We start from the raw sequence: 24,626 nt of genomic DNA, 5'->3' as shown, positions 1-24,626 counted from the left end.
ACTCAAGTGGACAAAGGGGGGCGGGCTTCAGGCAAAATTCAATGATAAAGGGTTCCTGTCGCGAGACATAAGTGTCAAGGAGATGATTGAACACCGGGGGGATATCCATCATATTTTTCCACGGCAGTATTTGAAAGAGCATGGTTTCAGCCAGAGCCAGTATAATCAGGTAGCGAACTATGTCTATGTTCAGCAGGAGATTAACATCAAGGTAGGGAAGCGCTCTCCGGCAGACTATATCGGTCAAATCCGTGAGCAATGTCAAAGCGGGAAGCTCGCCTTTGGTGGGATTGATACTCTTACAGATTTTGAAGCAAACCTTGAGGCGAACTGCATCCCCGGTACTATCTAGTGCCAGAAAGAAAACCCCTGTTTTTTGAAAATTTGACAACCTCCCGCCGGATTAAAAACCATTTTTAATGATCAACAAAAGGCGTTTTTGTGCTGATCGTGACACGCCATGGGTAAACTACCGAATTTTGCTCCAGGAAGCGTCATAACGAACGGATCTCTCCCTGCGAATTGGTAAAAAACTCTTTTTTTGGGGAGAGAACTCAGGCAGCTTTTTTGTAGGGCCCTCGATGTCGCTTCGCATCCTGCTTGTACAAGAGTGCTCCATAACGATGAATGTTGCGAGCCAGCACTGCAAGGGCAACATAGCGATTGAATCCTTTGATGCCATCATCAGGGCATATATCCAAGCCGTGAACCTCAAGTGCGTTGATTGCTGATTCAACTGCCGAATGCTGCCGTCGCAGTCTCCTGAATTCCGGCTCGGATTCATGAGCTTTGTCGATTTTTGAGAGCTTGCCTTTTTTCGGCATAACAACTTTTTCAAGAAGCGCTTTCAGGTCGCGTTGGTTATCCGGGCTATGAAAGCCTTTGTCGTAGCTGATCGATCGCAAGTTTGGAAAACGTTGCTTGGTCTCTTCGATAATGGACACTGCGATGTCGCTATCGACAACTTTTTCCATGACCTGATGATGCAGGATAAAACGATACTGATCTTCGATAATACAGACCCGTAATCCCAACTCAACCGGCACTCCCGCCTTGCCTTTACTGATCCACTCGGTGTGTGGCTGAAAAATTGAAAAGACTTTCTCCGCATGCGGAATAACCTCGTCATTTATCCGACGACGAATTTGCCCCATTTGTACCTCAGCATGAGCAATATAGCCGTTAAGCTGGCTGAGCCGCAACGGATTTAAGCCACCCAGTTCTGCGCCGGTACGCACTGCCCGTTGTAACTGATAATCGACTGCCGCAAGGTAATCGAGGAGTGCTTGCTTTATTTGTTGATCTTTGAGAGCTTTCTTTTCCGGCTTTTTTGATGTCGAGTGCTTGAGCTGTTGCACAATACGACGCATTCTTTTGATATGCCGGATGTTATGATCGTATTGGCGCCATTGACTTAATCCTTCATCAAAAGACCATTTCGCACAGACCTCAATGGCTTTGCGAATGGCATCGAACAACTGGCTTGTATCAGCAGGAAAGTGAACGTTGGTTTCCACCACAAACGAATCACCTCGGGCCATTAAAGGGAAATTTTCTTCCTCTTTTTTTTTACTAACGTATGACCTGCACGGACAATTTCCTGGTTGATTCGATCAAGCAATTCGGGGGTAAACAGTCGGACATTATCTTTGATGGTCTGGAGTTCATAAGATGTTTTATCAGTCCAATCGTTGTGACCAAGCATCTGGCGAAGCGTATCGTGGTGATTGACCAATTCATGAAGCCGATCGTAATCAGCGTTGATTCCCAGTCGAACGACACCCAGTACCAAAATTGCCCATTGCTCCATACCGGGACGCCCTGTGTTTGGGTCAGCTTTTCCTTCTCCTTTTTTCCGTTCAGGACGAACCTCTTCGAGGATGGCAAAAACACGCTTGCGCAACTCCTCGTCGGTGTAGATGCCCTGAAGGCCCCTCAAGATTTTTGGGATATCATCTCGTGATTTCGGATCGAAAACAATGGCAGAAATATCGGTACGACCGAACATCATTTGGTGGTTGATGACGCTACGCATAGTGGATTTCAAAAAACGAAGTTTGGAGTCTGTTTCTCTTTGAGGGCACCCTGCAACACCTTTTCTCTATCAAAAATGCTTCTAATGGGGTATTATTACGCTTTAGCTCAGGGTCCGTCAAATATCTTTGACCATGAAATAACAATATAAACTATTATTTTATAATATCATAACAGTTTTTCGTTCATCCACTATCTATGAGATGACGTTAGAGGATTACGAGGTTTTTTTAGGAGTTCGTAGATCGTTGATGGCCCAGAAGATCAAAAAATATTATCAAGGATTGTGATGAATTTAACAAAGCTTGCAGAGGATCTCCATGCCAAAGAGTCGGTTGATAAATCCGACTTTCAGCGAACCGCTCGTATTCTTCAGTCAATCTGGCGAGAAGAGCAAGGTTTTTCATGCCATGAGTACGCTGATAAGAAAGGCAAGGCGCACCTTCGAGGCTCTCGGTTACCAATGCCTTGGGCTGAGGACTCACTTTCAAATTTTATTACTGACGGGGTTCGACAGGTTGTGCGAGAGGAAGTCTGCAATCCGAAAGTCAGTAAAGGAAAACTCTTTGGTAAACCACGTATTTTCGACAATCTGCTTTCAAGCCAGCCACTTTGTTTTAATCTTTTTGCTGAGCTGAAAAGAGATATCCCCTTGGCTATCGATCTTGTTAAAGAATTAACGTCAGGCCGTTTCCGCCAAGTGAACGCTATCGAGTTTGAGTTTTCACCAGGTCGCAGAGACTCCCGATACCTTGGAGATCGATCGGCGTTTGATGTCTTTATCGACTGTGAAACATCAACAGGTGCCTGTGGATTCATAGGGATTGAGGTAAAATACCATGAGAATCTCATTGGCCCGGCAGGGAAAGATGGTGAACAGAAGCAGGAAAATGTTCGTTACGATCAAGTTGCGGATGAGATGAATTGCTTTTCTGCAGGCACCAGAGATGCGCTCAAGTTATCGCCGCTTGAACAAATATGGCGAGATCATTTGCTTGCAGGGGCTATATGTGACACAGATCACTATGAGGACGGTCTTTTTGTGATGTTATATCCAAAAGATAACCACCATGTGAAAGGTGCGGTAACCGATTATCGCAATTGCCTTTCAAATGACAGCTCATTTTCTGAATGGACACTTGAAGATGTCTGTTCCTGTCTCAAAAAATATTCAACTGCGGGGTGGATTGATCTCTTCGTTGACCGCTATCTTGCTTTTGAAAAGATAACAGCTCTTTTATAATTTTGTACGACATTATCAGGAGAAGAACCCTGAAGCCAGCAAAAGCGAACAATCTTCGCGGCGGTGGTACTATGCAGGGCAAAGAGCAGCGACCGCCAGAGCCTGTCGTGAATTTCAGCTCTATTTATGACACATCCGATTTTTTGAAAACATCTTCCAGAGTCGGTGCTGTGAGAATCGCATCAGCCCAAGCTTCCAGCTCTTTTGATTTGGCGTTTTTCAACTTCTCTGAAGCCCACTCGGGTAACAGGCCAAAGCGGCTTTCGAGTAGCCTTTTCAGTAAGGTGTATTGGCCTTTGACCATGCCAAGTCGTTCTATGCTTGTGATGTATTCCATCTTCTCTTTCTCCTCAATTGTTTCAAGTTCTTGCCAGACCTGGCTGTTCAACCAATCCGGCAGTTGCATCAGCCAATCTGAAATATATAATAAATCAATGATACGTTGTTTCTCCCAGTGACGCTGATAGAGTATTCGTACTAAGCGTATTTTTGCCGCATAGCGTTCCTGATCCTGTTTTTTGGTTTTTTGGGTCAGGATATGAGCTGCCGTAATCCATCCAAAAACGTTATCTGATTCCAGCAGCTCATCAAGTCGCTCTTCGTAATCGGTCAGCTTGGCCATCAGAAAATTGAAGGTATGACTACACCCCAGCATTGTCAAGCTGTAAGAGGTGGGTTTCCACTGCTTGTGTGTATCTGCCAGCACGGCCAAACTGGCAACTGGCCGGTCATATCGGTCGAAAATCCTGTAGTTATAGACAAACATGCGTTTGGCAAACTCAGCTTGCTTTGTACCCTGTACTTTGGGGGGCTTCAAGGCAATCTTGGGCACTACAGTCTTTCATTTTTCCCAAAAATATTCATACATTATTTTTGACGTATTGCCGTGCTGGTATTCCCTATACAGAAAAGCTCTGCTGATATCCTCGCAGTTTTAAGTTTTTCTGTTTTCTGGGGTCATGGGTCGGTTATGCGGAATAGCCCTGACAGAGTGTATTTTGGAAAAGTGACGAGAGTGCGAGAGAACGAATAAAGTTCAAGAAATGAGAGGATCCGGTATAAGAAATATATCAAAAAAATTAGGCATAGAGGAGATTAAATGCAACATGCAATCATTACAAAAGGGCGATTGCTGTCACCGAGAAGTATTATTCTTGAAGAGGATATTCCTTGTATTGAAGATTCGTTTGAAATTATCATCATCAATGAAACGACGGTAAAAGAAAGGTCATCAAGAGAGGTTGGTACTTTGAAAGGGAAAATACATATCAAAGATGATTTTGATGAGCCTCTTGAAGACTTCAGGGAATATATGGAATGAAGATAATAGTGGATACACATGCATTACTTTGGTTTTTCAGTAATGATATCAACTTATCCGAAAAAGCCAGAGAAGCCATTGTGAATTCAAACAATGATGTTTTTATTAGTATCGCCAGTTTTTGGGAAATATCGATCAAACTGAGTTTATCAAAAATTGCTTTGGACATTCCTTTCGAATTACTGTTTGATGAGTCGGAAAAACTGAACATGAGCATCTTGAACGTAAAAAAAGAACATTTAGTCTGCTTGAAAGAACTTCCTTTTATTCACAAAGACCCTTTTGACAGAATGATAGCATGTCAATCAATCGTTGAAAACTATACTCTGGTCTCTATTGACAAGATTTTTGATGACTATAACATAGAAAGATTTTGGTAATTATTTATGCATCAGAGTTTTGTCAGGAGTAACATGTTTCGGGTTCTGCAGTCAACCAGCATTTGAAACATTCAGGGCAGAGAGCAGCGAACGCCAGAGCCTGGCGTGAATCTCAGCTCGTTTTATGATACATCCGATTTATTGAAAACAGCTTCCAGAGTCGGGGCAGTGAAAATAGCATCACTCCAAGCTTCCAGCTCTTTTGATTTGGCGTTTTTCAACTTCTCTGAAGCCCACTCGGGTAACAGGCCAAAGCGGCTTTCGAGTAGCCTTTTCAGTAAGGTGTATTGGCCCTTGACCATGCCAAGTCGTTCTATGCTTGTAACGTATTCCATTTTCGCTTTCTCCTCGATTGTTTCAAGTTCTTGCCAGACTTGGCTGTTCAGCCAATCCGGCAGTTGCATCAGCCAATCTGAAATATATAATAAATCAATGATACGTTGTTTCTCCCAGTGACGCTGATAGAGTATTCGTACTAAGCGTATTTTTGCCGCATAGCGTTCCTGATGCTGCTTTCGGGTTTTTTGGGTCAGGATATGAGCTGCGGTAATCCATCCAAAAACGTTATCTGATTCCAGCAGCTCATCAAGTCGCTCTTCGTAATCGGTCAGCTTGGCAAGCGGGAACTCAAGAGAGAGTTTGCAGCCCAGCACGGTAAAGCCATAAAAGGTAGGTTTCCAGTTCTTGTGTGTATCCGCCAGCACGGCCAAAACTGGCAACTGGCCGGTCATATCGGTCGAAAATCCTGTAGTTATAGACAAAAATGCGTTTTGCAAACTCTGCCTGTTTGGTACCCTGTACTTCAACGTGAATGTATATCCACTTCTCGTCACCATTCAACACATTGACCCTGACGAGCTTGTCAACAAAGCGCTTACCCAATTCGGCATCCTGAACTACGGCTCGCAGCTCTTGGTCCAGAAAGACATATTCCTTTGACCATGGTTCGAATGGAGAGACGCGGATATGCGCCTTTATGGCTTTATTTTGTTCATGTTGTTTTATATTGACCACTGACAAACCATTAAGCGCCATGAGCAGCACGTTGAACAACATTGAATTCCTTAGCCCCCGGCTCGTTGGTGAACGATTTTCGGGACATGCCATTCCTCTCGATGTTCTCAGGGATTTGGCTGTTCTGGAAGAAATGCTTGTTGAAACCGCCAAATGGGGGTACATGCAAGAACACCCCGACAGGAAACGCATTCCTCGTGGTTTTACCAACGGTGTTTCTCTCAAGCTGACAGGTATTGAAGAGGGAAGTGCCATCCCAAAAATAGCCTTGTTCTTCACACTTGCGGGAACAAGTCTGGATCTTTTTCCTTCTGATAATGCCCATTACTTTCACCTGGCTAAAAATTCGATAGTTAACGCAGTTAATGCTGCCGAACGAAATCGGGATATCAAGGAGTATTTGCCTGAAAATCTTCTTTGTTATTTTGATCGAATAGGCCGGAGTCTCAGAGATGGCGAGTCACTTGAGTTGAATCCTGCGGATACAGCTCAACCGGCTCGACTGAACAAAACTACTCGCAGAAAATTATTGCTTGCTTCCTCAAATGTGTTGGAGCTTACTGAGGAAATTACCCTGAGAGGATCAATACCTGCTGCTGATCAGGCGAAAATGACGTTTGATTTGCACATTATCAGTGGACCTACAGTGAGTGCGCCAATTTCACCGCAACATTGTGACATCGTTAAGGAAGCCTTCATGCGTTATGGTAATGGCGGTATCGTGATGCTGCAGGGGATAGGAAGGTTTAATCGCAATAATCGGCTTCAAAGCATCGATTCTGTCGAGCACATCAGCTTGCTGGATGCTAACGATGTGTTGGTTCAGTTGGATGAACTGCGCTCTTTGGAGAATGGCTGGCTTGATGGTGAAGGTGTTGCTCCGGATAAAGAGGGGCTGGACTGGCTTGTCGGCTATTTTGAAACATATTACTCGGATGAGTTGCCTGTACCATGCATTTATCCGACACCCGAAGGTGGAGTTCAAATTGAATGGGCCCTGAATGGTTATGAAATATCTCTTGCTGTAAATATCGATATCCGTCAGGGTGAGTTTCATGCCTTGAACATGAGTAATGATGACGAAATCATAAAGTCTCTTGATTTTAACAAGCCCGATGATTGTGTGTTGCTGAATCAGGAACTCAAGACACTATCGGAGGCTGAGGTATGAATGACGCTACATTGATGCTTCGCCAGATTCATCCAAGCTTTATCAAGCAAGGTCAGATAACTTCCCAGGCATTCCGCCCTACAATCAAGGATGATAAAAAGCTTTCCGTATACGATAACGATATGATTACTGCGAAGAAAGCTTACGAGCACTATACCAAAAAGCTGTTCCATGACATGGCCAAAGACCTTGTTGAGGTCGGAGCAATGGATGAAGTAACGATGCGTACAGTAGAATCGCTTTGTTTGCCGGAAAAAAAGGTTTTTCTCCCGGAGGACATCCGTCGCATTCGGACAACAAACCATCTCAGCCAGCCTGTTTTTGCTTTGATTTCAGCTTTTATTTTGCATCAAGCTGGACTTAATCGAACAGACTTCCTCGATCTATAAAGCCTTTGTTCACCAACGTCGTCTCTATCACTCTTGTTGAAACGTTGAAGTAGTGTGCCGCTTCATCCAGCTTCTCTTCTCCGAAGTCTTCACCAATGAAATCTTTCAAGGCATTGGATGGACAGAGAAACTCTTGGGCGAAAGCTCGCTGAAACTTCTGCCGGGCAGTGTTAACGGTGGTAACTGGCAGAAACTTGTCTGTATCTGGTGAATAGAGCCGATCACCAACCAGACGTAAAAGGGCAAGTTCCGTAATGAGCACTCCACCAACGGTTATTTTAATATCAGCAAAGGTAAAGCGCTCTGCTTCATCAGGAGTGAAGCGCTCAAGCCATGCAAAATCAATTGCAAATGCTTTACTCATTGATGCTGCCCATAGTTATGGCTTCTTAATGTGTCCATTTTTCTGTTGCAAGTTCAGTTCTGTTGTGCTTGTTGTTTTGTTGTCAGTTGCGGGCGCTTTGGGTTGCGGTGTAGCCTGGGCGGTGAAAATGGTAGGCCCCTGAAACCGTTACCGATCCTGTGACTGTTCGACTTTGTGCATCTGGGCGGCAAAGGCGTCGATGTGTTCGTCCCATGCGTAGAGCAAGTCAGGGTCAAAGTCTGCTCCATTTGGCCATACTATAGTTCCAACTTCCTCGTCAACGGTGACTTGCCTGAAAAAATCATGATTGCGCAGCGGTTCATAGAGTTCACCATACAAAATGGGTTCCAGATTGATTTTCCTTACCGTACCGTTATCGAAATGTACACGCAATGAAAAGCCGTCAAGAATATCGACAGCTAAGACCCTTATAAATTGATGTTTCATAGTGAGTTATCGTCTTGAATTAACGGAGCGGTTCTATTTTTACCGGGGCCTTGCCATCCTGTAACAAATCCCAATCGGTCAAAAGTTCAAACTGATGAATTTCAGCCCAGGCCATCACAAGTCGTCGCTGCCTTTCGGGTAATTCGCCTTCCATCATGGTAACCGGGTCAATAGAAAAAACGGCCTGTGAATCCTGATAATAGGCGTGAAAATGAGGCGTATGATGGGGAACATCCAGTTCAGCATACATTCTTATCAAAATCCCGAAAAATCGTGAGAGTTCAGGCATTATCCAAAAGTTTACTTTTAAAGAAGTTACTGGAAGTATTGTCTTGATTACATCCAAATAATATCACTTCGAAATTTACTCAAATAACAGGCTGATACAAAGCTGACATTCCAGAAGCAAATCAAAGGGTTCCTGTCGCGAGACATCAGTGTGAAGGAGATGATTGAACACCGGGGGGGATATCCATCATATTTTTCCCTGGCAGTATTTGAAAGAGAATGGTTTCAGCCAGAGCCAGTACAATCAGGTGGAGAACTATGTCTATGTTCAGCAGGAGATTAACATCAAGGTAGGGAAGCGCTCTCCGGCAGATTATATCGGTCAAATCCGTGAGCAATGTCAAAGCGGGAAGCTCGCCTTTGGCGGTATTGATACTCTTCCGGATTTCGAAGCAAACCTTGAGGCTAACTGCATTCCCGGTACGATCTATGAGATGACGTTAAAAGATTACGATGAATTTTTGGGGGTTCGCCGAATATTGATGGCTCGGAAAATCAAATGCTTTTATCAAAGCCTATAATAAGATATCCCGGTTGCCATGAAAGTTGGCGTTAGAATACCTTCGCTTAAAAAGCGCATTGCTGCCCGCACCTCGTGGAAGCGGTATGCCCGCCAATCTCTGGGCTTCAAGGCTCCTCGCTGTTATGGCTGGATAACCAATCCAAAGAAAGCACTTTACAATCGGGTTTATTATCGAACGATACGGGGCTGTTCTGTTGTGCTTGTTGTTGTGTTGTCGGCTGCGGGCGCTTTTGGTTGCGGTGTGGCCTGGGCGGTGAACATTCGGTGATATCCAAAAATTCAAATCATTCAGTGCGGAGGGAGCTGCCTGATTTTCATTCGAATCGTTTTCGGAGCTCGGTTTTAGCCTCCCGCCAGAACCTGTCGTGAATCTCCGTTCTTGTTACGGCACATCCGATTTTTTGAAAACAGCTTCCAGAGTCGGGGCTGTGAGAACCGCTTTACCCCAAGCTTCCAGATCCTTTCTTTTGGCACTTTTTAACTGCTCTGAAGCCCATTCAGGCAACAGTCCAAAGCGGCACTCAAGCTGACTTTTCAGTAAGGTGTATTGCCCCCTGACCATACCAATTCGTTCTATGCTTGTAACGTATTCCATGTTTTCTTTCTCCTCAATTGTTTCAAGTTCTTGCCAGATCAGGCTGTTCAGCCAATCAGGCAGTTGCATCAGCCAGTCTGCAATATATAATAAATCAATGATACGTTGTTTCTCCCAGTGACGCTGATAGAGTATGCGCACCAAATGTAGTTTTGCTGCGTAGCGTTCCTGATCCTGCTTTTTGGTTTTTTGGGTCAGGATATGAGCCGCCGTAATCCAGCCAAAAACGTTATCTGATTCCAGCAGCTCATCAAGTCGCTCTTCGTAATCGGTCAGCTTTGCCACCAGAAAATTGAAGGTATGACTACATCCCAGCACCGTCAAGCTGTAAGAGGTGGGTTTCCACTGCTTGTGTGTATCCGCCAGCACGGCCAAACTGGCAACTGGCCGGTCGTATCGGTCGAAACGACGGCCCTTTTCCACGGGCTGTCATATTGATCGTTTGGGGTATCCATAGGTTGTGTATTGTGCCATTAACGTTCATTGAACAGAGAGAGTACGCGCAGCGATGCATAATAATCAATACGATACACTCTAATAATATCAACCAACACCATTAACACAAAATAATTCAGGTATTTTACGCATCAATTTATAATACCAGGATACCGTTCTATCGTATGCGGAACGGTCTCAATACCGTCACGTCCTGTTCTCTTGTCGTTACAAATTCAAGTGGAAGGGGAGTTCGTTCAAGCTCCATGATATCCTGCTCTCCTTCCAATCGAGAGTGCAGTCGAAGTGCTGGAGGAGTTCGGTGCCGATAACGGCTGTGGTGTTGGTCATGTTCAGGGTCATATCGACGGCTGCTCCCAGCTCGCCGGAGAGTGTGCCGTACTCCATGGTAAAGGCCTTGCCCCCGAGAGCGGTTTCCATTGTGTAGGTCGGGGAGGTGAAGTGGCCGTTAAAGGGGTGGAAGTCCGCTTTTTGGCCTGTTTGCGCCATGCCGGAAACGAGAGCAGGGGAGATGTAGGAGAGGTGCGCTCCGGTATCGAAGAGGGCTTTTGTGTGGTTGTTGGCGATCCGCAGGGGGAAAATCGGGCATCCACTCATTGTTTCCATCTCATCGATGGTCTCGCCGTCTGGAGTGTCGTCTCCGATGTCGATACATTGTTCCTGCCAGCGGATTCTGAGTTTATGGAGTGACAGGATGTCGCAGCCGATGAGGATGTCGATGGCAATACCTGCCAGATCGCTGAGTTGCCTGGTTGTAAAACCCATGAATTGATCCGGGGTAGTGTGACGCTCTCCTCCAAAGCTGAAAGGGCGGGAGGAGATGCTTGCTGGCGAGCCGGTATCGATAAGGGCCATCAGCTCTCCAATCGGGAGGATGATGTGCCCTTTATCTGGTTTGAAACGGAGTGTTGTTGCCATGGTACTTTTTTGGGGATAGGCGTGCAAAATCCGTATGGTAAAAGATTGTGCAAATGTAGCTGGTTGAGTATCTTGAACTACAATATAATCATAATGCAGGGGTATCAGAGATATGATAAAATGACCGGAAAAAGTGATGATTGAATCTATTGCGCCAACGATCCTGAAGCATTTTCCAACAACTGTTGCGATTTATCTTTTCGGAAGCTATGCAACAACCGACGAGAGAGTGGATAGTGATGTTGATCTCGCACTGATGTTTCCTCACGGGAGTACGGTTACAAATACTAATCTTGCGTTGAGTGCCTGCAAGGCTGATCTCGAAATGCTTTTTTGCCGGGAGGTGGATCTCCTGAATCTGAGGTCATTATCAACGGTCTTTCAAAAAGAAATCGTCATGACAGGCCGCCTACTTTTCTTGAGCGACCGCTTTGCTGTTGATGAGTTTGAAATGCTTACCATCTCTTATTACCAGAAACTCAATGAAGAGCGGGCTGACATTCTTGCCGAGATTAAAAAAACCGGAACGATTATTGCATGATGATTGACGACATCATTCTCAACAAAAAAGAGAGCATTGAGCGCTGTATAAGGCAGATCAAGCTGTATTACGCCTTGCCGTCCGAAAAGCCTTTTGAGGAGGACTTCATGCGTCAGGATGCCATCGCCTTAAATCTGCAGCGTGCATGTGAACAAGCCATTGATCTTGCAAATCACCTTATCAAAATCCATAAATTCGGGTTACCAAAGGAAAGCCGGGAGAGCTTTGCAATTCTTGCCGAAAGAGGCGTTATTGATCGGTTGCTTGCTAAAAACCTTCAAGGTATGGTTGGATTCCGCAATACATTGGTTCATCAATACCAAAGCTTGAATCTCGGTATTGTGATTGCCGTGATTGAACAGCATCTTGACGATCTGATAGCGTTCACCAATTGCGCAATAAACTACCAGAAGCAAGATGGAAACACCTGAGCAATGCCTGATGTACGGGAGTCTTTCTTGTGAGAAAAGCCTCTGCAGAATACAAAAGTTCAGCTCATAAAAAAAACTTTATACCATTTACTTTACATAACTAATATTATACAACAAATCCGGGTAACAAAAGATGGTCCTCTGTTGACTCATTTTTTGTATCTCATGCTTCAGGTTTCTCTTGTGCCATGTTTGGTTCTGGCTTAGCCTTGGTTAACGCGCTGTTATCATGATGCAAATTGAATCCGGGACGCACTTGTTGTGTAATCCGGAGTCAATGATCTGGGGTTGTCAGAAAAACTTAACTCAAACGGAATTCATCATATCATGCTGTATCATGTATTTTTGAGTTATGGCTGCAGGATCAAGAATTTTAGCTCAATTTGCCTCCCCTGCCAATTGATACGATAAAAACACTCTTTTTCAGACAAATAAGGGTTGGTGCGTTACGAGGTGCAAGTATTCAGGCCTGGTTGTTTGGAAGTGGATCGGTTTGTTCTTGGATTGGGATTATGTGGGCAGTTATTTTACCTTTCAAAACCATCCGCGCAGTACTTGACACCGCCTGAAAACTTTGAAGCTCTTGATATCTCCCCTCTCCTTCTGCGCTCCCCTGTTTTTCGCTATTTTTTACTGTTGTATAATATTAGTTATGTAAAGTAAATGATATAAAACAATATTATATAAAACTTTAACAAATAACAACAGCACCTGCAAAGATGCTGTTGTTTAGATTCCGATCCATTCCTGAGGCTAAAATATCCAACACGCAACGAAGTAACCTGGACTGTTTCCGTCTATTTACATGCTATTCTGTTCCGGCTCAATACTTCGTAGTTATATCAACCGGCCTCAGGCTTGTTTTTGGGCTAATTCAGGCTTTGATAATGCTATCAGTTGGACATATAGCAACACATGCCGGAGCATCATGATGACCAACACAATCAACACAGAGCGCTTCATCGATGATATACATATCGTCTCCAACAGAAATAGCGTTTACTGGGCATTCAGGCTCGCAGGCTCCGCAAAGAATGCAGGTATCAATAATTTTATGGGCCATAATTTTCGTTTTTGGTTTTGGTGTCAATAAAACAAGGTGTTGCAGAGAACGCGAACAATATAGCGATAGTTACCCCAAGACATAACCGAGAATGGAAATATTTTTTGGTAAGGGCCTCCCTGTGTTGGGCATAACAAGAAACCCTGACAAAACTTGCGTCCTGTCAGGGTTTTGGTAAAAATAGCCGGAAAAGCTTAGTAGCGGTCCCTTCTTGGCGATCTTTCTTCACGAGGTCTCTCTTCGCGAGGTTTCGCTTCGTTTACCGTTACCGTGCGACCGTTCAAATCCTTTCCATTCATTGATTCGATAGCCTCACGTGCTTCACTGTCCTTAGGCATCTCAACAAATCCAAATCCCTTTGAGCGACCTGAAAATTTGTCATTGATGATGCTCGCATTTGCAACCTCTCCGAATTCGGAGAAAGCATCACGAAGATCATCTTCAGAAACAGTATAAGCCAAATTACCGATGTAAATATTCATTTTTTAATCTCTGTGTACATGTGCATTGATAGGGAGAGATACCGGCAAGTAACCAAAGCACAAATTACTTGAATAGCGATCAGCCAACCATTGACTGAATTCTATACGAAGTTTAACGTAATTACTGATCGTTTTCAAACATAAAATGCATAGACAGCATATTTGTTGAAATAAGCACCGAATGAGGCTCTTGTATTTTTATACGAGAAATCACGTTAACAACTTTTAAATAAAACTGTTACAATCGTTTATACTGACAAGGGCGCTCCTCCCCTCCTTGCAGAAAAGACAAAAAAAAGGCAGGAATTGTGGTTCCTGCCTTTTTTTTGTAACAGACACCTTTCACTTATGGCAAAGGGTGTTAAGCTGTTTACTTCTTTTCGGGAACTTCTCGTTCTTCTTTTACAGCATAATTAATCAGATAATCGTAGAGCCTGATAAGGCGCGAATTCTGATTGTTCTGATCGATCCAGTGACCAATCATGCCGATTGTCCGAGCCAGAACAAAGAAGCCGTTGAGTGAGTATTCCGGGAAATCAAGATCAACAAGAATACAACCGATCGTACCATCCACGTTCAGGATAAGGTTATCCTTTTTGGCTGTGGTGATCTTTTCGACTTCAAGTGCATAGTCAAGACAAGGAGTGTGAAGCGTCGTCTGGTTTGTAACATAGTCAACCAGATATTTCACCCGTTTATCCGGATTTTTGACGCTCTTCACCCTGTGACCGATACCTGGTACCGGACCGACATTCTGCTTCATCCAGTTCAAAAATCCAGGAATGTCGTTAGGATACTCCTTGACGCCATACTTGAAATATTTTCCGGCATTGGTGACTGCGCCTCCAAATCTTGGCCCAATCATGGTCATGCCTGCTGAAACAGCCTGAGGCAAGTCGATGCCTGCACATGCCGCGATAATGGAGCCGAATGCGCCAGAAACTGCCGGGCCGTGATCGGCTGAAATCATGATAATGCGTTTGATGATCTCAGACTCTTCTTTTGATGGAAGCTTCTTGTTCCACAGAAGTCCGATAACGTCCTCAATACCGTAGCCTTTTTCACAGAGTTCCGATGCCGCATAGCCAACATAACGGGGCTCTTCACCACGATCGTCAGAAATGGTGGTACGGATGAGTGGCTCGACAATAATATCGCCTTGCTTCATGACTTCCTGAACACTTGGAGGAAGTTGTGGCAACAATTTTTCGTCGAGTTCCGGCTCAGGCTTGATAACGCCACTCGCCTTCAGTTCCAGATAGACCTGTTTGATAGCCTTGCTGAGTCCACCAAAGGTATCAGGAACAACTGCGCCTGCTTCACGAAGGGCATTTATCTTGGAGCGTGCCGATCCAAGACCTTTTTTTCCTTCTTTTGCGCCAGCATGGCCAAATTTCATGCCTTGTGGCAGCACATCCTGACAGGTACCACCAATTGAAGCGATCAGTTTGATTCGGCGTATTTCCTTGCCAAGCCATTCCGCAGCCTCTTCCTCAAGCGTCCCACCCACTTCTCCGATGATAACGACTGCCTTGGTATCAGGATCGTTTTCAAACATATTGAGATAGGTCACGAAGTCCGTTCCAGGATAGGAGTCTCCACCGATAGCTACGGCTGAGGTGATTCCGTTGCCATTCTGGGCACATAACCACATGGCTTCGTTCGAAAGGCCACCCGATTTGGTAATGACACCAAATGAGCCTGGACGATAGAGATTACAGAGTTTCAGGTTTTTGAACTCTCCGCCAATAACACCAAGGCGACACTCCCCTGCCGACATGATACCGATAGAGGATGGCCCGTTGAAGATTTTGCCGCTGTCGATTGCATGTTTGCGCAGTCGTTTGGCATCCTTTTCCGGCACACCTTCGGTGATCATGGTCACAAGCTTGATCCCTTTTGCATCAAGGGCCTCTTTTGCTGACTGGTATGCCCGGGATGCACCGATATAGATAAGCGCTGTATTGATCTGAGGGTTTTCCTCGAGGGCTTTTTCGAGTGACGAATAAACAGTAACGTTGTTCAGTTCGCCGCCACGGTAAATCTCTTTCTGTTGCCCTTCCTCTGGCGGGTAAACAAACGCCTGCACCGTCAGCGGTCGATTGATCAGAAAGTCGAACTGAGCCATCCGCCTTGCAGCATTCAATCCAGCAATACCGCCAATGATGACCGCTCGTGTATCCTTATTTGCTAAAATACTCACGATTCTTACGGTTTATATGTTAGAAGTTTCTCTTTGGGGTTCCTGCGATATCGCCTGACCTTATGAGTTAAGGGCAAGATCGACAATATCGGTCATAGGCATGCTGCGATCATAAACGTGAATGTCAAATCCCTCTTCCTGCAGCTTTTTCATTGCGGCAAGTCCCTGATTCTCATTCGGTCCACCGCGTCTTACCCAAATCTGCACGTTTTCAAGGTATCCTTTTGATTTGCTCTCACGGAATCCATTGATAATCCCGTTGAACGTTGCCTTGACATCCGTGAAGTTGGCTATTGCACCACCGACGATGATATGCTTGATATTAGGAAGCCTGCAGATCGTTTCTGTCAAAGCCTCTACTGCCCAATCCGGAGGATCACCGGAATACTCTGCATAATTGGCAATTGAGCCGCCTCTTGCTACCACGGCATCGGAATAAAAAACCGAAGCGCCGCCGCCTGCTGTAAGGAGAGCAATGTTTCCACCCGGTACTTCAACCAACTTGACTGATCCCTTAATGCGGGCATCGATATCCATGATCTGCTGTTCGGCCTCTGTATAGGATCTTCCGATTTCGGAAACTGGTTTGAAATCCCAGTCAGCATGACGGAAACGTGCATCCCAATCAACATTCATAACGGCATCAAGAGCTGCAAATCGCATGTCGCTCTTGCGTATGACAAGTGGATTGATCTCAATTGATTGAGCATCTTCATTGTCGAAACAGAGAATAAGGCGTGATGCAATTTTAGCAACACGTTCGGCGACTTCACCGGTGAAGCCAGCTTCAAGAGCTGCTTCGGTAATGTGTTCAATCGTCGGGGTTTCATCAAGAGAAATGACAAGCCTCTTTACCGTATCCCAGTTGTCTTCGATATCAACTCCACCCTTGTTGGAAAGAAGAAGTTCACTCCCGTCGCGGTTACCGGCAATAGATAAATAATACTCCTCATCGTGATCAAGCATCTCTGCAACAATAACCTGACGAACGACTGATGTGCCTATCTGACGTCCAATCATCTCTTTTGCTGCAGCATAAGCCTCGTCAAGATTCAGTCCAAGCTTGACCAGCCCGAGCTTAAACCGCCCGCCGATAGCTTCGTGAGCTTTAACAACGAGTTTTGATTCTCTCAACCATTTATTAGCTTCCCCAAGTTGGGCAAGGCGGTCGGGATCCATGATCACAACATAATTTGGCACAGGAATGCCCCATTTGTTGAATAGTTTCATGGCTGGCCCTTCAAGTATCTTAGCCATACTATCGGTTTTTATGTTAATGGGTAGAAACACTGCACAGAATAGTGCAAGATTTTAAGTTAACTAAATTTATTATTGATACAACAGTTTCAAAAAAAAAGTACCGTTATGAATGATTTTTTGCTTTGGTGGCAGCAGTTACCGTCACAGATGAATCCTGTACTCTTTTCTGTCGGAGCGTTCGCTATCCGCTGGTATGGTATGATGTACATCATCGCGTTTGGTGTTGTCTATCTGTTGAGCCGCTATCGCATCCAGAATGAGAAGCTTCCTTTTGAGCGTTCCTATGTCGGTGACGCCCTGACCTGGGCCATGATCGGCGTTGTACTCGGTGGTCGCTTGGGCTATATTCTCTTTTACGGCATGAGTTCTTTTCTTGCCGATCCTCTTGGTACTCTTATTCCCTGGATCTCTGTTCCTGGAGGAGGTTGTCGATTTGCTGGCATCACCGGCATGTCCTATCATGGCGGCGTTATAGGAGTTATTCTTGCCCTGCTGGCCTTTACCCTTTCCCGGAAAAAAGCTTTTTTTGAAACTTTTGACCTCTTTATTCCAGCCATACCTCTTGGGTATACCTTCGGCCGTCTCGGCAATTTCATCAACGGAGAACTCTACGGAAGGGTGACAGATTCCGCACTCGGCATGTACTTCCCTCTTGCTCCTACCTATGAACTTCGCCACCCTTCGCAGCTCTATGAAGCTTTTTTTGAAGGAATCGTTCTTTTTATTCTCCTCTGGCTGCTGCGCAAAAAATCTCCTTTTCCCGGATTTCTTTCAGCCACCTATCTTTTCGGTTATGGATTTGTCCGCTTTTTTATTGAATACGTTCGTGAACCGGACTCTCAACTCGGCTTTGTATTTCTGAATTTTTCGATGGGGCAGGTACTTTGTTTCGTCATGATGGTTGCCGGCGTTGCGGTGTTTCTCTTCAACAGCTCTTCAGCGAAGTCAGCAAGGAGTTAGAATCATCACCTCCCCGACACGGAGAGTGGCCGCAGCACAAGAGTCAAGATTGACAATACCGGGCTGGTTTGTTGAGCTGCCCGGTATTGTGTTGCTCCTTATGATGCCGTATTTGCAGGTTTTCGAAGAAAGATATAGCCCGTGAGTGCAATAAACGCTCCTGCAACTCCCCATATGGCAAGAGCAAATCCCGAACCGCCTTCGTACATACTAAAAATCCCAAAGAGGAAAAAGATGACCGCCGCACCGATTTTGATGATGTTCTCAGGCAGCCGGGCGCCGAGCATTTTTCCTGCAATAATTGCCAGCCCGTCGGAAAGCACCATGCCGATGGTTGAACCAATCCAGACAGGAAAAAATGGATTGGTTGAAGCAAGGGTAATGGTTGAGAGCATGGTCTTGTCGCCAAGTTCCGCCATGAAGAAGGTTGAGAATACAAGCCAAAAGGGGTTAATACCGGTTTTGCAGCTTTTCTCGTCCTCATCAAGGCTATCACCCCGAAGCGTCCAGAACCCGAAAGCAATGAAGGCAATACCTGCAACAAACTTGATCCATTCCGTTGGCAACTTGTCGCCGATGAACCAGCCGATCCCGGCTGAAAAAACGTGAATGGCAAGAGTTGCCCAGAAAATACCCCATAATACAACACTGGTATTGTAACAGGTTGCCAGCGTCAGGGCAACAAGCTGGGTTTTATCGCCAAGTTCAGCCAGAAAAATCATGACAAGAGAAAGCCAGAATGCGTCCATGGATAGGTACGGTTAGGGGTAAAAAAAGAAACCACAAGTATAGGGGAATACAGTGGTAGGTGCAAGCGGAAACGGCAAAAAAGGCCGCCCGGACAGAGCGAAATCAGAACGAAATGTTAAATTGCTGTTTTTACAGTTTTAAAGCCATATTACTGCCTTCACCCCCTGATTTCCTTTTCTTCCTGACAGGAGCCATCTTCGCCATTCTGAAGTTGGGTTAAGACGTAGTATCAACCCGCAGGAACTGACCATGATACCTTCAATAAGAACGGCAACAGAGAGCGATATAGCCAGATGCGCAGAGCTTCTTGGAATTCTTTTCAGCCAGGAACATGAGTTTACGGCTGACGCCGAGGCGCAGTCGCGAGCGCTCGCCATGATTACCCGCAATCCGGAGCTTGGACGGATATTTGTTTCTGAAATTGATGGCGAGATTCAGGGGATGGTGATGCTCCTTTTTACGGTCAGCACCTTTCTTGGCCAAAAAGTTGCCCTGCTTGAGGATATGGTTGTGGCGCCTGCGTATCGGGGCAAGGGAGTCGGGAAGCAACTGATCGACCATGCTGTGGATTTTGCCCGCAGGGAGGGCTTTGGGCGTATAACGCTCCTCACGGATCGGGACAACGATGTCGCACAGCAACTCTATCTTTCAAAAGGGTTTTCACGCTCGGAGATGGTTGTTTTCAGAATGCAACTTGACGATGAAACATCCATGAAAAAGAGTGAATCTGAAACATGGATGTGCCGTGAGTGCGGTTATCTCTATGATCCCGCTGAAGGTGATCCTGAAAGCCTGATCAAGGAAGGAACCCCGTTTGCAGAGGTTTCCTGCCAGTGGAGCTGTCCGGTCTGTTTTGCATCAAAAGCCGATTTCAATCCGTTTTCATGAGGTTACGCTTGCCGTAACGATCAGTTTGTCTTGAGATCGAGCGAGCGGCTTCTGGCAATCAGGGCTGCTTTTCGGGCAGGATAGAGGCTTACCAGAAAACAGAGCAGGATGGCCATGATGCTGACGGCAATAAAATCGCCGGTTTGCATGTTGACCGGGTAGGCCTGGATGATAAAGGCGCTTTTTGAGGGAAGCTGCACAAAGCCGTAAAGCTCCTGGAGTTTGCAGAGGCTCCATGCAATGACGGTTCCGGCGGCAGTGCCTGCAATTCCGGTCATTCCTCCCTGGATGATGAAGATGGCCATGAACTGCGGTTTTTCCATGCCGAGACAGCGAAGATAGAAGAGTTCACGCTGTTTGTCGATGGCGGTCATGGCGAGGGCTCCAGTAAGGCTGAGGGCAGCGACAAGAATAATGAGCATCAGAACGCTGAAACTCACCCATTTTTCAAGTTGCATGACGGCGAAGATGTTACTGTATTTTTCATCGAGGGTGCGCACCCGAAGGCTTGTTTTCAGGGGACTTTGTGCCAGCCACTTCCTGAGGTTTTCGCTGAAGGCATCACCTGAAACGCCCTCTTTCCCCCTGATGTCAATGCCTGAGTACTCTTCGCTGCCCATGAGCAGAATTTTCCGGGCGAAAAGGCCGGAGGTGAGAACATAGCGGTCATCAAACAATTTCTGAAGGGAAAAAAGCGATGTGACGCTGGTTTCAGGAATACCGAGCATCGGTATAAGATAGGGCTCCGAGAGCGATTCAAGGCCAAGAGAGATCAGTTCCGGACTGAAAATTTTGACCTCTCTGAAGGGATAAAGGTTTGTTCTGAAAGCTAAAAGCTCCCCGACAGCTATGGTTTCAGGGGTAAAAAAGGGGCGCAATGTGTGGGTCTGACGCATCAACCGGCGCTGAGCCGCATCGCTGATTCCTTTTACAACGACCAGTTCGCTTTTCTCTCTGGTAGCAAGAATGGCCTCTCCTTCGGCAAAAGGCTCTGCCGATCCGACGCCTTCAATGGATCGTATCGATTGCAGGAGATTTTCGGAGATCTTCATGGTTCTGCCCTCAAAGGGAACCAGTTGGGCTGGGCTGTCGATGGTGATGAAAAGGTCGCGTGCAAGTTTCTGAAATCCGTTCAGCACACTCATGACCACAAGGAGGGTGCTTACGCCAATAACGATTCCTGCAAGACTGATTGCTGAGATGATATTGATGACCCGAAACCGTTTTCGGGCAAAACTGAAGCGTTGTGCAATCCATAAACCTGTTTTCATACCAGCGGAAATAACATTTTGTTTAAGTCCCCAGTGCGGTACCGGGTTTCAGTGAGGCAGCAATCCGTGCCGGAATAAAGGCAAAAAGCAGGGTAAGGGCCATCACTGCAACAGAGACGACGGCATAGTCGACCGGCTCAATCAGCAGTGGAACATATTTGATGAAGTAGCTTTTTTCGGGAAGGGTAATGAGATGAAACCGCAGCTCGAAGAGTGTGAGCGAGAGGGCCAGAATGTTGCCAGTGATCACTCCCGAAAGCGAGACGAGAAAAGCCTGCGCCATAAAAACGGCGCTTATTTTTCCGGGTTCAAGCCCGAGTGCGCTGAGCATACCGATTTCGCGGGTCTTTTCAATAATCAACACCAGAAGCGTAGAGATGATGTTGAAAACCGCTACAATGGTGATCGTGATAATCAGCAAGGGGGTAATGTTTTTCTGCAGTTTCAGCCATTCAAAGAGATTGGCATAGCGCTCAAACACCGTATAGCCGTAGAAGGGAAACCCAAGGAGATTGAGCAGCTCTTTCACTGTTTCCGGCAGTTGATTGAGGTTGTGCACACTGGCATCATAGCCACTGATCATCAACGGATTAAAGCGCTCCTGAAGCTCCTTGAGATCGGCAATCACGACAAAATCATCAAACCCCTCCTGAAGCCCAGTGTCGTAGATGCCTCGTATCACGCCGACTTCAAGGTCGAGAGAAGAGAGCATATCCACAATGTTCTTGTTGCCTGCAATAAGCTTTGCTCCTGAGGCATTGCTTCCCAGTCCGACAAGCATCACTTTTTTTCCGACCCGGAGATCAAGATTTTCAGCCAGTGTCTGGCCTGCGTAGAGTCCGATACCTTCGCCATTATTTCGCCTGTCGAGGGTTCCCGCCCGAAGAAATTTTTTCAGAAAAACGCTCTTTTGCTCTTCACTCACTCCTTTAACAACAACCGGTTTGCTTCGCCAGCTTTCAGTGCCTCCTGTTGTGCGATTCCGGAGCACAAAACTTTTTTCCAGAAAGGGTGACGCGCTTGCAATGTTTGGATGGCCTGTAATTTTTGCAAGATCGGTGCGGCGCTCCTGAAAAAGTTGCTCTTCGGGATGGCGGATCTGCAGGTGAGAACTGAAACTGATTAACTTGTTTTGCACACTGCTGGCGAATCCATTCACAATTGAGAGTGTCAGAATAAGCGCTGCCGTCCCCACAGCGATGCCGATAACGGCAACCATGACAATGAAGGTCGGTTTCGTTGCCGATCGCTGTTTGAATGCAAAGCGCCGCGCAATGTAGAACTCAGGCCTCATCCCGCTTTCCTGATTTTTGACTATTCATGGAAAGAAAGGTTACCACTTTGTTTCTGCCGTTTGACTTTGCCTTGTAGAGAGCCCTGTCGGCATTGTTGATCAGGTTATGCCAGTCAGCAGCATCAGCCGGAAACGTTGCAACACCGATACTGACCGTCAGCTCTCCGGCAGGCTGCTGTTGTTGCTGCCGAAATGATTCCCGGCTGATAATCTTGCGAAGACGTTCGGCTATTTCACTTGCTGTCTCGGTATCTGTTTTGGGAAACAGGATCGCAAACTCTTCGCCACCGAATCTTGAAGGAACATCATATGCCCTGCACTGTGTGCTGATAATATCGGCGAGCGCCTTCAGTGCCCTGTCACCAGCAAGATGGCCATTGGCATCATTGTATCGCTTGAAGTAATCAATATCAATCATGGCAAGGGAGACCTTTTCATTCTGGCGTTTGGAGCGTTCGACCTCTACAATCAGATGCTCTTTGAAATGGCGATAGTTATAAAGATTGGTTTTTTCATCCCGAATATGCAGTTCATCAAGCTTTTTATTTTTCGCATCAATATCACCGCAAAAGCTCATGATCGAGCGGGTGACCTGGGTGATGTCGCTGGAGTACTCCGCATCAGTCAGCTCCTTTTTCATCTCTTCAGCGGTATCCCGAATACTCTCCGGTATATTTCTATTGAGCAGTTTTAATTGCCCTGCAAGCTGGGAAAGGGGGATCAGCGTCTGGCGATAATTGTTGTGGAGCATCCATCCTGCTGTGATACTCACTGTGAGCAATACAGCAAGAATAAAGAGCAGAAAAAACTCGTTGATGACAACAAGTTTGACTGAGGCATCCTGTGATTCAATTTTGGCTTTTTCAATACTTTTTTCAAGGTCAAGCCTTAACAGTTCAAGGTTTGATGCGGCAAGCAGTTTCGGCCAACTCTCTCTGGTGAGCAACATCGAGGCAACAGGCTGTAAACCGGCATCATGCATCTCCGAGAGCAGTTTTTCATACATCAAAAGCAGTACTTCAAAATGCTCACTTTCCTGGGTTGCCTGCTCTTCTGTTGTGCCATTCAGCCGCTCTGCCTGATTGCGCAAAAGTCCAAACTCAATGAGTTTACCCCTGAAATCAACCAGATCAAGATAACATGCCTGTTTTTTTTCCACCTTTTCAAGCAGAGTGTGCTGTGTGACAAAAAAACCTGCAGTACCAGCTATAACAATACAAATACTGATTGTTCCGGTAAAGACAATTGCCTGTAGCGGAGAAATTTTTTTAATGGTCTGCCAGGCAATCATAACAGTTATTTCAAAATAATGGTCCTTTCAACAAGCCTGTATGGGGCAAGAGAACTTCTTTCGAATGCCTTCTGCCCTGCACTGCCAAGCCATGAGCCAAACCCGGCAGCAAGTGCGTCGCCGGAATAATATACATAGTAAACTACAGTAACAAGGGGATAGGCTCCTTCAAAGATATTTTGCTGAGTTGGCAGAGTGGCTGGAGTGCCCGAACTCTCTTTTGCAAGAGGGAGTATCCTGATGTTCCTGCCACTCTTTCCCTCTTTGAGTGCTTTGTCGAGCGAAGAGCCAAAAAGCAGCCCGACGGCACGGCTGTCGACCGATACCCTTTCGATCAGCTCAGCATCACTGCTGCACGACCAGGGGTGCAGTTCAGACCTCTTTTTCCCCGTTTTTGCCGCCAGAAGAGAGAGAAGCCGAAAATCATCGGCTCTGACCAGAGGGGTCGCCACTCTCTTCTCCTGTTCTGAAAAAAGAGTGCCAAGCTCTTTGATCGAGAAGATGAGAGCCGGATTACGGCTGTTGACAATGCAGACAATGGCATCACGGGCGACCGGTTCGCGGCGAATCGGACGTTTCAGTTTGTTGAAAAGAGAATCTTCCGCAGCTTCAGGTTCCCCACTGATCAATGCTGCCCGCACCGTGCCATCAAGAAGATGCTTCAGACTTTTTCCGGATGCGTCAGGCAGCAGGGTTATGTTGGCGTCGGGATAATAGCGCTTAAACATCTCTGCCTGGCTTCCGGCAATCTCTTCAAGCTGCCGATCGACCGCAACAGTCATCTTTCCGCTTCGTGCGGTTTCGTTGTCCGGGCTTTGGGTACAGTTTAGCAATAAAAACGCAGCAACAAGAAAGAGCAGGCCACCCATGATCCTGAAAAAGGGGTTCTGTACGGCTATGTTCTTCATGGCAATCCCTGTTTTCTGTTTATCATGCTGACTGCACGCTCTCGGAGCTTAACGGCTAAGATAATGAGAAAAAAGATGTTGCCATAAAAAACAGTCGCCATGTTACTATCCTGAAAAAAAACATTCAGCATTCTTGAAAAT

30 protein-coding genes are annotated in these 24,626 nt (G+C 46.0%); 12 read left to right on the top strand and 18 right to left on the bottom strand.

Features of this window, described 5'->3' with window-relative positions; genetic code table 11:
• Window positions 1-82 precede the first annotated feature (82 nt).
• On the top strand, window positions 83-352 hold the full coding sequence (locus tag AC56AD_RS07135) for a hypothetical protein (RefSeq protein ID WP_012508164.1): 270 nt from the start codon (window positions 83-85) through the stop codon (window positions 350-352).
• Between the two features lie 202 nt (window positions 353-554).
• On the opposite strand, the gene AC56AD_RS07130 is transcribed toward AC56AD_RS07135, so the two are convergent.
• Window positions 555-2,035, bottom strand: a protein-coding gene (locus tag AC56AD_RS07130) for an ISNCY-like element ISPph5 family transposase (RefSeq protein WP_150085532.1) whose coding sequence is annotated in 2 segments (ribosomal slippage) — window positions 555-1,573 and window positions 1,573-2,035 — 1,482 coding nt in all. Because the reading frame shifts where the segments join, the coding sequence is not laid out codon by codon here.
• A gap of 288 nt (window positions 2,036-2,323) precedes the next feature.
• Here AC56AD_RS07130 and AC56AD_RS07125 point away from each other — a divergent pair.
• Window positions 2,324-3,277 carry a PGN_0703 family putative restriction endonuclease gene (locus AC56AD_RS07125; RefSeq protein ID WP_012508163.1) on the top strand — a complete coding sequence of 318 codons (954 nt, stop codon included), beginning with the start codon at window positions 2,324-2,326 and terminating at the stop codon, window positions 3,275-3,277.
• A 124-nt stretch (window positions 3,278-3,401) separates the two neighbouring features.
• Here AC56AD_RS07125 and AC56AD_RS07120 read toward each other — a convergent pair whose 3' ends face one another.
• Window positions 3,402-4,109 carry an RpnC/YadD family protein gene (locus AC56AD_RS07120; protein ID WP_012508162.1) on the bottom strand — a complete coding sequence of 236 codons (708 nt, stop codon included), beginning with the start codon at window positions 4,107-4,109 and terminating at the stop codon, window positions 3,402-3,404.
• A gap of 267 nt (window positions 4,110-4,376) precedes the next feature.
• On the opposite strand from AC56AD_RS07120, the gene AC56AD_RS07115 reads away from it, so the two are divergent.
• Both AC56AD_RS07115 and AC56AD_RS07110 read left to right on the top strand, forming a co-directional pair.
• The gene (locus AC56AD_RS07115) at window positions 4,377-4,598 is read left to right on the top strand and encodes a DUF2281 domain-containing protein (RefSeq protein WP_012508161.1); all 222 of its coding nucleotides are present in this window, start codon (window positions 4,377-4,379) and stop codon (window positions 4,596-4,598) included.
• 8 nt (window positions 4,599-4,606) lie between these two features.
• Entirely contained in the window at window positions 4,607-4,978 is a 372-nt protein-coding gene (locus AC56AD_RS07110) for a type II toxin-antitoxin system VapC family toxin (RefSeq protein ID WP_190274036.1), read from the top strand.
• A 122-nt stretch (window positions 4,979-5,100) separates the two neighbouring features.
• On the opposite strand, the gene AC56AD_RS07105 is transcribed toward AC56AD_RS07110, so the two are convergent.
• Together AC56AD_RS07105 and AC56AD_RS07100 are read right to left on the bottom strand one after the other, a co-directional pair.
• On the bottom strand, window positions 5,101-5,631 hold the full coding sequence (locus tag AC56AD_RS07105) for a hypothetical protein (RefSeq protein WP_498984415.1): 531 nt from the start codon (window positions 5,629-5,631) through the stop codon (window positions 5,101-5,103).
• Window positions 5,606-6,034: an RpnC/YadD family protein gene (locus tag AC56AD_RS07100; protein WP_499052209.1), complete on the bottom strand. Its 429-nt coding sequence runs from the start codon at window positions 6,032-6,034 to the stop codon at window positions 5,606-5,608. The genes AC56AD_RS07105 and AC56AD_RS07100 overlap by 26 nt, the downstream gene beginning before the upstream one ends.
• Between AC56AD_RS07100 and AC56AD_RS07095 the strand changes: the two genes are divergently transcribed.
• Window positions 6,012-7,163 carry a hypothetical protein gene (locus AC56AD_RS07095; RefSeq protein ID WP_012508159.1) on the top strand — a complete coding sequence of 384 codons (1,152 nt, stop codon included), beginning with the start codon at window positions 6,012-6,014 and terminating at the stop codon, window positions 7,161-7,163. The two genes, AC56AD_RS07100 and AC56AD_RS07095, sit on opposite strands and share 23 nt — an antisense overlap.
• Complete coding sequence (locus AC56AD_RS07090; protein WP_012508158.1) at window positions 7,160-7,552, top strand: helix-turn-helix domain-containing protein; 393 nt, start codon at window positions 7,160-7,162, stop codon at window positions 7,550-7,552. Before AC56AD_RS07095 ends, AC56AD_RS07090 begins: the two co-directional genes overlap by 4 nt.
• Here the strand turns inward: AC56AD_RS07090 and AC56AD_RS07085 are convergent.
• From AC56AD_RS07085 to AC56AD_RS07075, 3 genes are all read right to left on the bottom strand, one after another.
• Complete coding sequence (locus AC56AD_RS07085; protein WP_012508157.1) at window positions 7,524-7,916, bottom strand: ImmA/IrrE family metallo-endopeptidase; 393 nt, start codon at window positions 7,914-7,916, stop codon at window positions 7,524-7,526. The two genes, AC56AD_RS07090 and AC56AD_RS07085, sit on opposite strands and share 29 nt — an antisense overlap.
• A 147-nt stretch (window positions 7,917-8,063) precedes the next feature.
• A complete protein-coding gene (locus AC56AD_RS07080; protein WP_012508156.1) occupies window positions 8,064-8,363 on the bottom strand; it encodes a DUF2442 domain-containing protein in 300 nt (99 codons plus the stop codon).
• 19 nt (window positions 8,364-8,382) lie between these two features.
• On the bottom strand, window positions 8,383-8,652 hold the full coding sequence (locus AC56AD_RS07075; RefSeq protein ID WP_223294004.1) for a DUF4160 domain-containing protein: 270 nt from the start codon (window positions 8,650-8,652) through the stop codon (window positions 8,383-8,385).
• A 163-nt stretch (window positions 8,653-8,815) separates the two neighbouring features.
• Here AC56AD_RS07075 and AC56AD_RS07070 point away from each other — a divergent pair, with 163 nt between their 5' ends.
• Together AC56AD_RS07070 and AC56AD_RS07065 are read left to right on the top strand one after the other, a co-directional pair.
• Window positions 8,816-9,172, top strand: coding sequence for a hypothetical protein (locus AC56AD_RS07070; protein ID WP_012508155.1), 357 nt, complete (start codon window positions 8,816-8,818; stop codon window positions 9,170-9,172).
• A gap of 18 nt (window positions 9,173-9,190) precedes the next feature.
• Window positions 9,191-9,442, top strand: a complete 252-nt coding sequence (locus AC56AD_RS07065; protein WP_012508154.1) for a hypothetical protein — start codon at window positions 9,191-9,193, stop codon at window positions 9,440-9,442.
• 114 nt (window positions 9,443-9,556) lie between these two features.
• Here the strand turns inward: AC56AD_RS07065 and AC56AD_RS07060 are convergent, their stop codons facing one another.
• Window positions 9,557-10,192, bottom strand: coding sequence for a hypothetical protein (locus tag AC56AD_RS07060; RefSeq protein WP_012508153.1), 636 nt, complete (start codon window positions 10,190-10,192; stop codon window positions 9,557-9,559).
• 240 nt (window positions 10,193-10,432) lie between these two features.
• The gene (locus AC56AD_RS07055) at window positions 10,433-11,143 is read right to left on the bottom strand and encodes a hypothetical protein (protein ID WP_012508152.1); all 711 of its coding nucleotides are present in this window, start codon (window positions 11,141-11,143) and stop codon (window positions 10,433-10,435) included.
• A gap of 136 nt (window positions 11,144-11,279) precedes the next feature.
• On the opposite strand from AC56AD_RS07055, the gene mntA reads away from it, so the two are divergent.
• The gene (mntA, locus tag AC56AD_RS07050; protein WP_012508151.1) at window positions 11,280-11,684 is read left to right on the top strand and encodes a type VII toxin-antitoxin system MntA family adenylyltransferase antitoxin; all 405 of its coding nucleotides are present in this window, start codon (window positions 11,280-11,282) and stop codon (window positions 11,682-11,684) included.
• Window positions 11,681-12,115, top strand: coding sequence for a type VII toxin-antitoxin system HepT family RNase toxin (hepT, locus tag AC56AD_RS07045; protein WP_012508150.1), 435 nt, complete (start codon window positions 11,681-11,683; stop codon window positions 12,113-12,115). Before mntA ends, hepT begins: the two co-directional genes overlap by 4 nt.
• An 874-nt stretch (window positions 12,116-12,989) precedes the next feature.
• Here hepT and fdxA read toward each other — a convergent pair.
• From fdxA to AC56AD_RS07025, 4 genes are all read right to left on the bottom strand, one after another.
• Window positions 12,990-13,178 (bottom strand): 4Fe-4S ferredoxin, encoded by a 189-nt coding sequence (fdxA, locus tag AC56AD_RS07040; RefSeq protein ID WP_012508149.1) that lies wholly within the window; start codon window positions 13,176-13,178, stop codon window positions 12,990-12,992.
• Window positions 13,179-13,372: 194 nt separating this feature from the next.
• Window positions 13,373-13,660, bottom strand: coding sequence for an RNA-binding regulator (rbp, locus tag AC56AD_RS07035; RefSeq protein ID WP_012508148.1), 288 nt, complete (start codon window positions 13,658-13,660; stop codon window positions 13,373-13,375).
• 370 nt (window positions 13,661-14,030) lie between these two features.
• Window positions 14,031-15,863, bottom strand: coding sequence for a citrate/2-methylcitrate synthase (locus AC56AD_RS07030; protein ID WP_012508147.1), 1,833 nt, complete (start codon window positions 15,861-15,863; stop codon window positions 14,031-14,033).
• Window positions 15,864-15,923: 60 nt separating this feature from the next.
• A complete protein-coding gene (locus AC56AD_RS07025) occupies window positions 15,924-17,120 on the bottom strand; it encodes an ATP citrate lyase citrate-binding domain-containing protein (RefSeq protein WP_012508146.1) in 1,197 nt (398 codons plus the stop codon).
• 108 nt (window positions 17,121-17,228) lie between these two features.
• On the opposite strand from AC56AD_RS07025, the gene lgt reads away from it, so the two are divergent.
• Window positions 17,229-18,083 carry a prolipoprotein diacylglyceryl transferase gene (gene lgt / locus AC56AD_RS07020; protein WP_012508145.1) on the top strand — a complete coding sequence of 285 codons (855 nt, stop codon included), beginning with the start codon at window positions 17,229-17,231 and terminating at the stop codon, window positions 18,081-18,083.
• A 98-nt stretch (window positions 18,084-18,181) separates the two neighbouring features.
• Here lgt and AC56AD_RS07015 read toward each other — a convergent pair whose 3' ends face one another.
• Entirely contained in the window at window positions 18,182-18,832 is a 651-nt protein-coding gene (locus AC56AD_RS07015) for a TMEM165/GDT1 family protein (protein ID WP_012508144.1), read from the bottom strand.
• 250 nt (window positions 18,833-19,082) lie between these two features.
• On the opposite strand from AC56AD_RS07015, the gene AC56AD_RS07010 reads away from it, so the two are divergent.
• Window positions 19,083-19,721 (top strand): GNAT family N-acetyltransferase, encoded by a 639-nt coding sequence (locus AC56AD_RS07010; RefSeq protein WP_012508143.1) that lies wholly within the window; start codon window positions 19,083-19,085, stop codon window positions 19,719-19,721.
• 20 nt (window positions 19,722-19,741) lie between these two features.
• Here AC56AD_RS07010 and AC56AD_RS07005 read toward each other — a convergent pair whose 3' ends face one another.
• Genes AC56AD_RS07005 through AC56AD_RS06990 form a run of 4 tightly spaced genes read right to left on the bottom strand, consistent with a single transcriptional unit; the run spans window position 19,742 to window position 24,485 of the window.
• Window positions 19,742-20,992: an ABC transporter permease gene (locus tag AC56AD_RS07005; protein WP_012508142.1), complete on the bottom strand. Its 1,251-nt coding sequence runs from the start codon at window positions 20,990-20,992 to the stop codon at window positions 19,742-19,744.
• 22 nt (window positions 20,993-21,014) lie between these two features.
• On the bottom strand, window positions 21,015-22,286 hold the full coding sequence (locus AC56AD_RS07000; RefSeq protein ID WP_012508141.1) for an ABC transporter permease: 1,272 nt from the start codon (window positions 22,284-22,286) through the stop codon (window positions 21,015-21,017).
• Window positions 22,276-23,577 carry a GGDEF domain-containing protein gene (locus AC56AD_RS06995; protein WP_012508140.1) on the bottom strand — a complete coding sequence of 434 codons (1,302 nt, stop codon included), beginning with the start codon at window positions 23,575-23,577 and terminating at the stop codon, window positions 22,276-22,278. Before AC56AD_RS06995 ends, AC56AD_RS07000 begins: the two co-directional genes overlap by 11 nt.
• 5 nt (window positions 23,578-23,582) lie before the next feature.
• Window positions 23,583-24,485 (bottom strand): substrate-binding domain-containing protein, encoded by a 903-nt coding sequence (locus AC56AD_RS06990; protein ID WP_012508139.1) that lies wholly within the window; start codon window positions 24,483-24,485, stop codon window positions 23,583-23,585.
• Window positions 24,486-24,626 lie beyond the last annotated feature (141 nt).

The sequence above is a fragment of the Pelodictyon clathratiforme genome (assembly GCF_982375515.1).
This window is presented reverse-complemented; position numbering and strand designations above follow the sequence as displayed.

Bases quoted from the DNA above. Each gene is read 5' to 3' on its own strand.
- AC56AD_RS07085 (WP_012508157.1), bottom strand. From the start codon at position 7,916: ATGAGTAAAGCATTTGCAATTGATTTTGCATGGCTTGAGCGCTTCACT.
- AC56AD_RS07125 (WP_012508163.1), top strand. From the start codon at position 2,324: ATGAATTTAACAAAGCTTGCAGAGGATCTCCATGCCAAAGAGTCGGTT.
- AC56AD_RS07075 (WP_223294004.1), bottom strand. From the start codon at position 8,652: ATGCCTGAACTCTCACGATTTTTCGGGATTTTGATAAGAATGTATGCT.
- AC56AD_RS06990 (WP_012508139.1), bottom strand. From the start codon at position 24,485: ATGAAGAACATAGCCGTACAGAACCCCTTTTTCAGGATCATGGGTGGC.
- AC56AD_RS07090 (WP_012508158.1), top strand. From the start codon at position 7,160: ATGAATGACGCTACATTGATGCTTCGCCAGATTCATCCAAGCTTTATC.
- AC56AD_RS07135 (WP_012508164.1), top strand. From the start codon at position 83: ATGATTGAACACCGGGGGGATATCCATCATATTTTTCCACGGCAGTAT.
- AC56AD_RS07025 (WP_012508146.1), bottom strand. From the start codon at position 17,120: ATGGCTAAGATACTTGAAGGGCCAGCCATGAAACTATTCAACAAATGG.
- fdxA (WP_012508149.1), bottom strand. From the start codon at position 13,178: ATGGCCCATAAAATTATTGATACCTGCATTCTTTGCGGAGCCTGCGAG.
- AC56AD_RS07095 (WP_012508159.1), top strand. From the start codon at position 6,012: ATGAGCAGCACGTTGAACAACATTGAATTCCTTAGCCCCCGGCTCGTT.
- AC56AD_RS07055 (WP_012508152.1), bottom strand. From the start codon at position 11,143: ATGGCAACAACACTCCGTTTCAAACCAGATAAAGGGCACATCATCCTC.
- lgt (WP_012508145.1), top strand. From the start codon at position 17,229: ATGAATGATTTTTTGCTTTGGTGGCAGCAGTTACCGTCACAGATGAAT.
- AC56AD_RS07065 (WP_012508154.1), top strand. From the start codon at position 9,191: ATGAAAGTTGGCGTTAGAATACCTTCGCTTAAAAAGCGCATTGCTGCC.
- AC56AD_RS07010 (WP_012508143.1), top strand. From the start codon at position 19,083: ATGATACCTTCAATAAGAACGGCAACAGAGAGCGATATAGCCAGATGC.
- mntA (WP_012508151.1), top strand. From the start codon at position 11,280: ATGATTGAATCTATTGCGCCAACGATCCTGAAGCATTTTCCAACAACT.
- rbp (WP_012508148.1), bottom strand. From the start codon at position 13,660: ATGAATATTTACATCGGTAATTTGGCTTATACTGTTTCTGAAGATGAT.
- AC56AD_RS07005 (WP_012508142.1), bottom strand. From the start codon at position 20,992: ATGAAAACAGGTTTATGGATTGCACAACGCTTCAGTTTTGCCCGAAAA.
- hepT (WP_012508150.1), top strand. From the start codon at position 11,681: ATGATGATTGACGACATCATTCTCAACAAAAAAGAGAGCATTGAGCGC.
- AC56AD_RS07115 (WP_012508161.1), top strand. From the start codon at position 4,377: ATGCAACATGCAATCATTACAAAAGGGCGATTGCTGTCACCGAGAAGT.
- AC56AD_RS07000 (WP_012508141.1), bottom strand. From the start codon at position 22,286: ATGAGGCCTGAGTTCTACATTGCGCGGCGCTTTGCATTCAAACAGCGA.
- AC56AD_RS07015 (WP_012508144.1), bottom strand. From the start codon at position 18,832: ATGGACGCATTCTGGCTTTCTCTTGTCATGATTTTTCTGGCTGAACTT.
- AC56AD_RS07080 (WP_012508156.1), bottom strand. From the start codon at position 8,363: ATGAAACATCAATTTATAAGGGTCTTAGCTGTCGATATTCTTGACGGC.
- AC56AD_RS07100 (WP_499052209.1), bottom strand. From the start codon at position 6,034: ATGTTGTTCAACGTGCTGCTCATGGCGCTTAATGGTTTGTCAGTGGTC.
- AC56AD_RS06995 (WP_012508140.1), bottom strand. From the start codon at position 23,577: ATGATTGCCTGGCAGACCATTAAAAAAATTTCTCCGCTACAGGCAATT.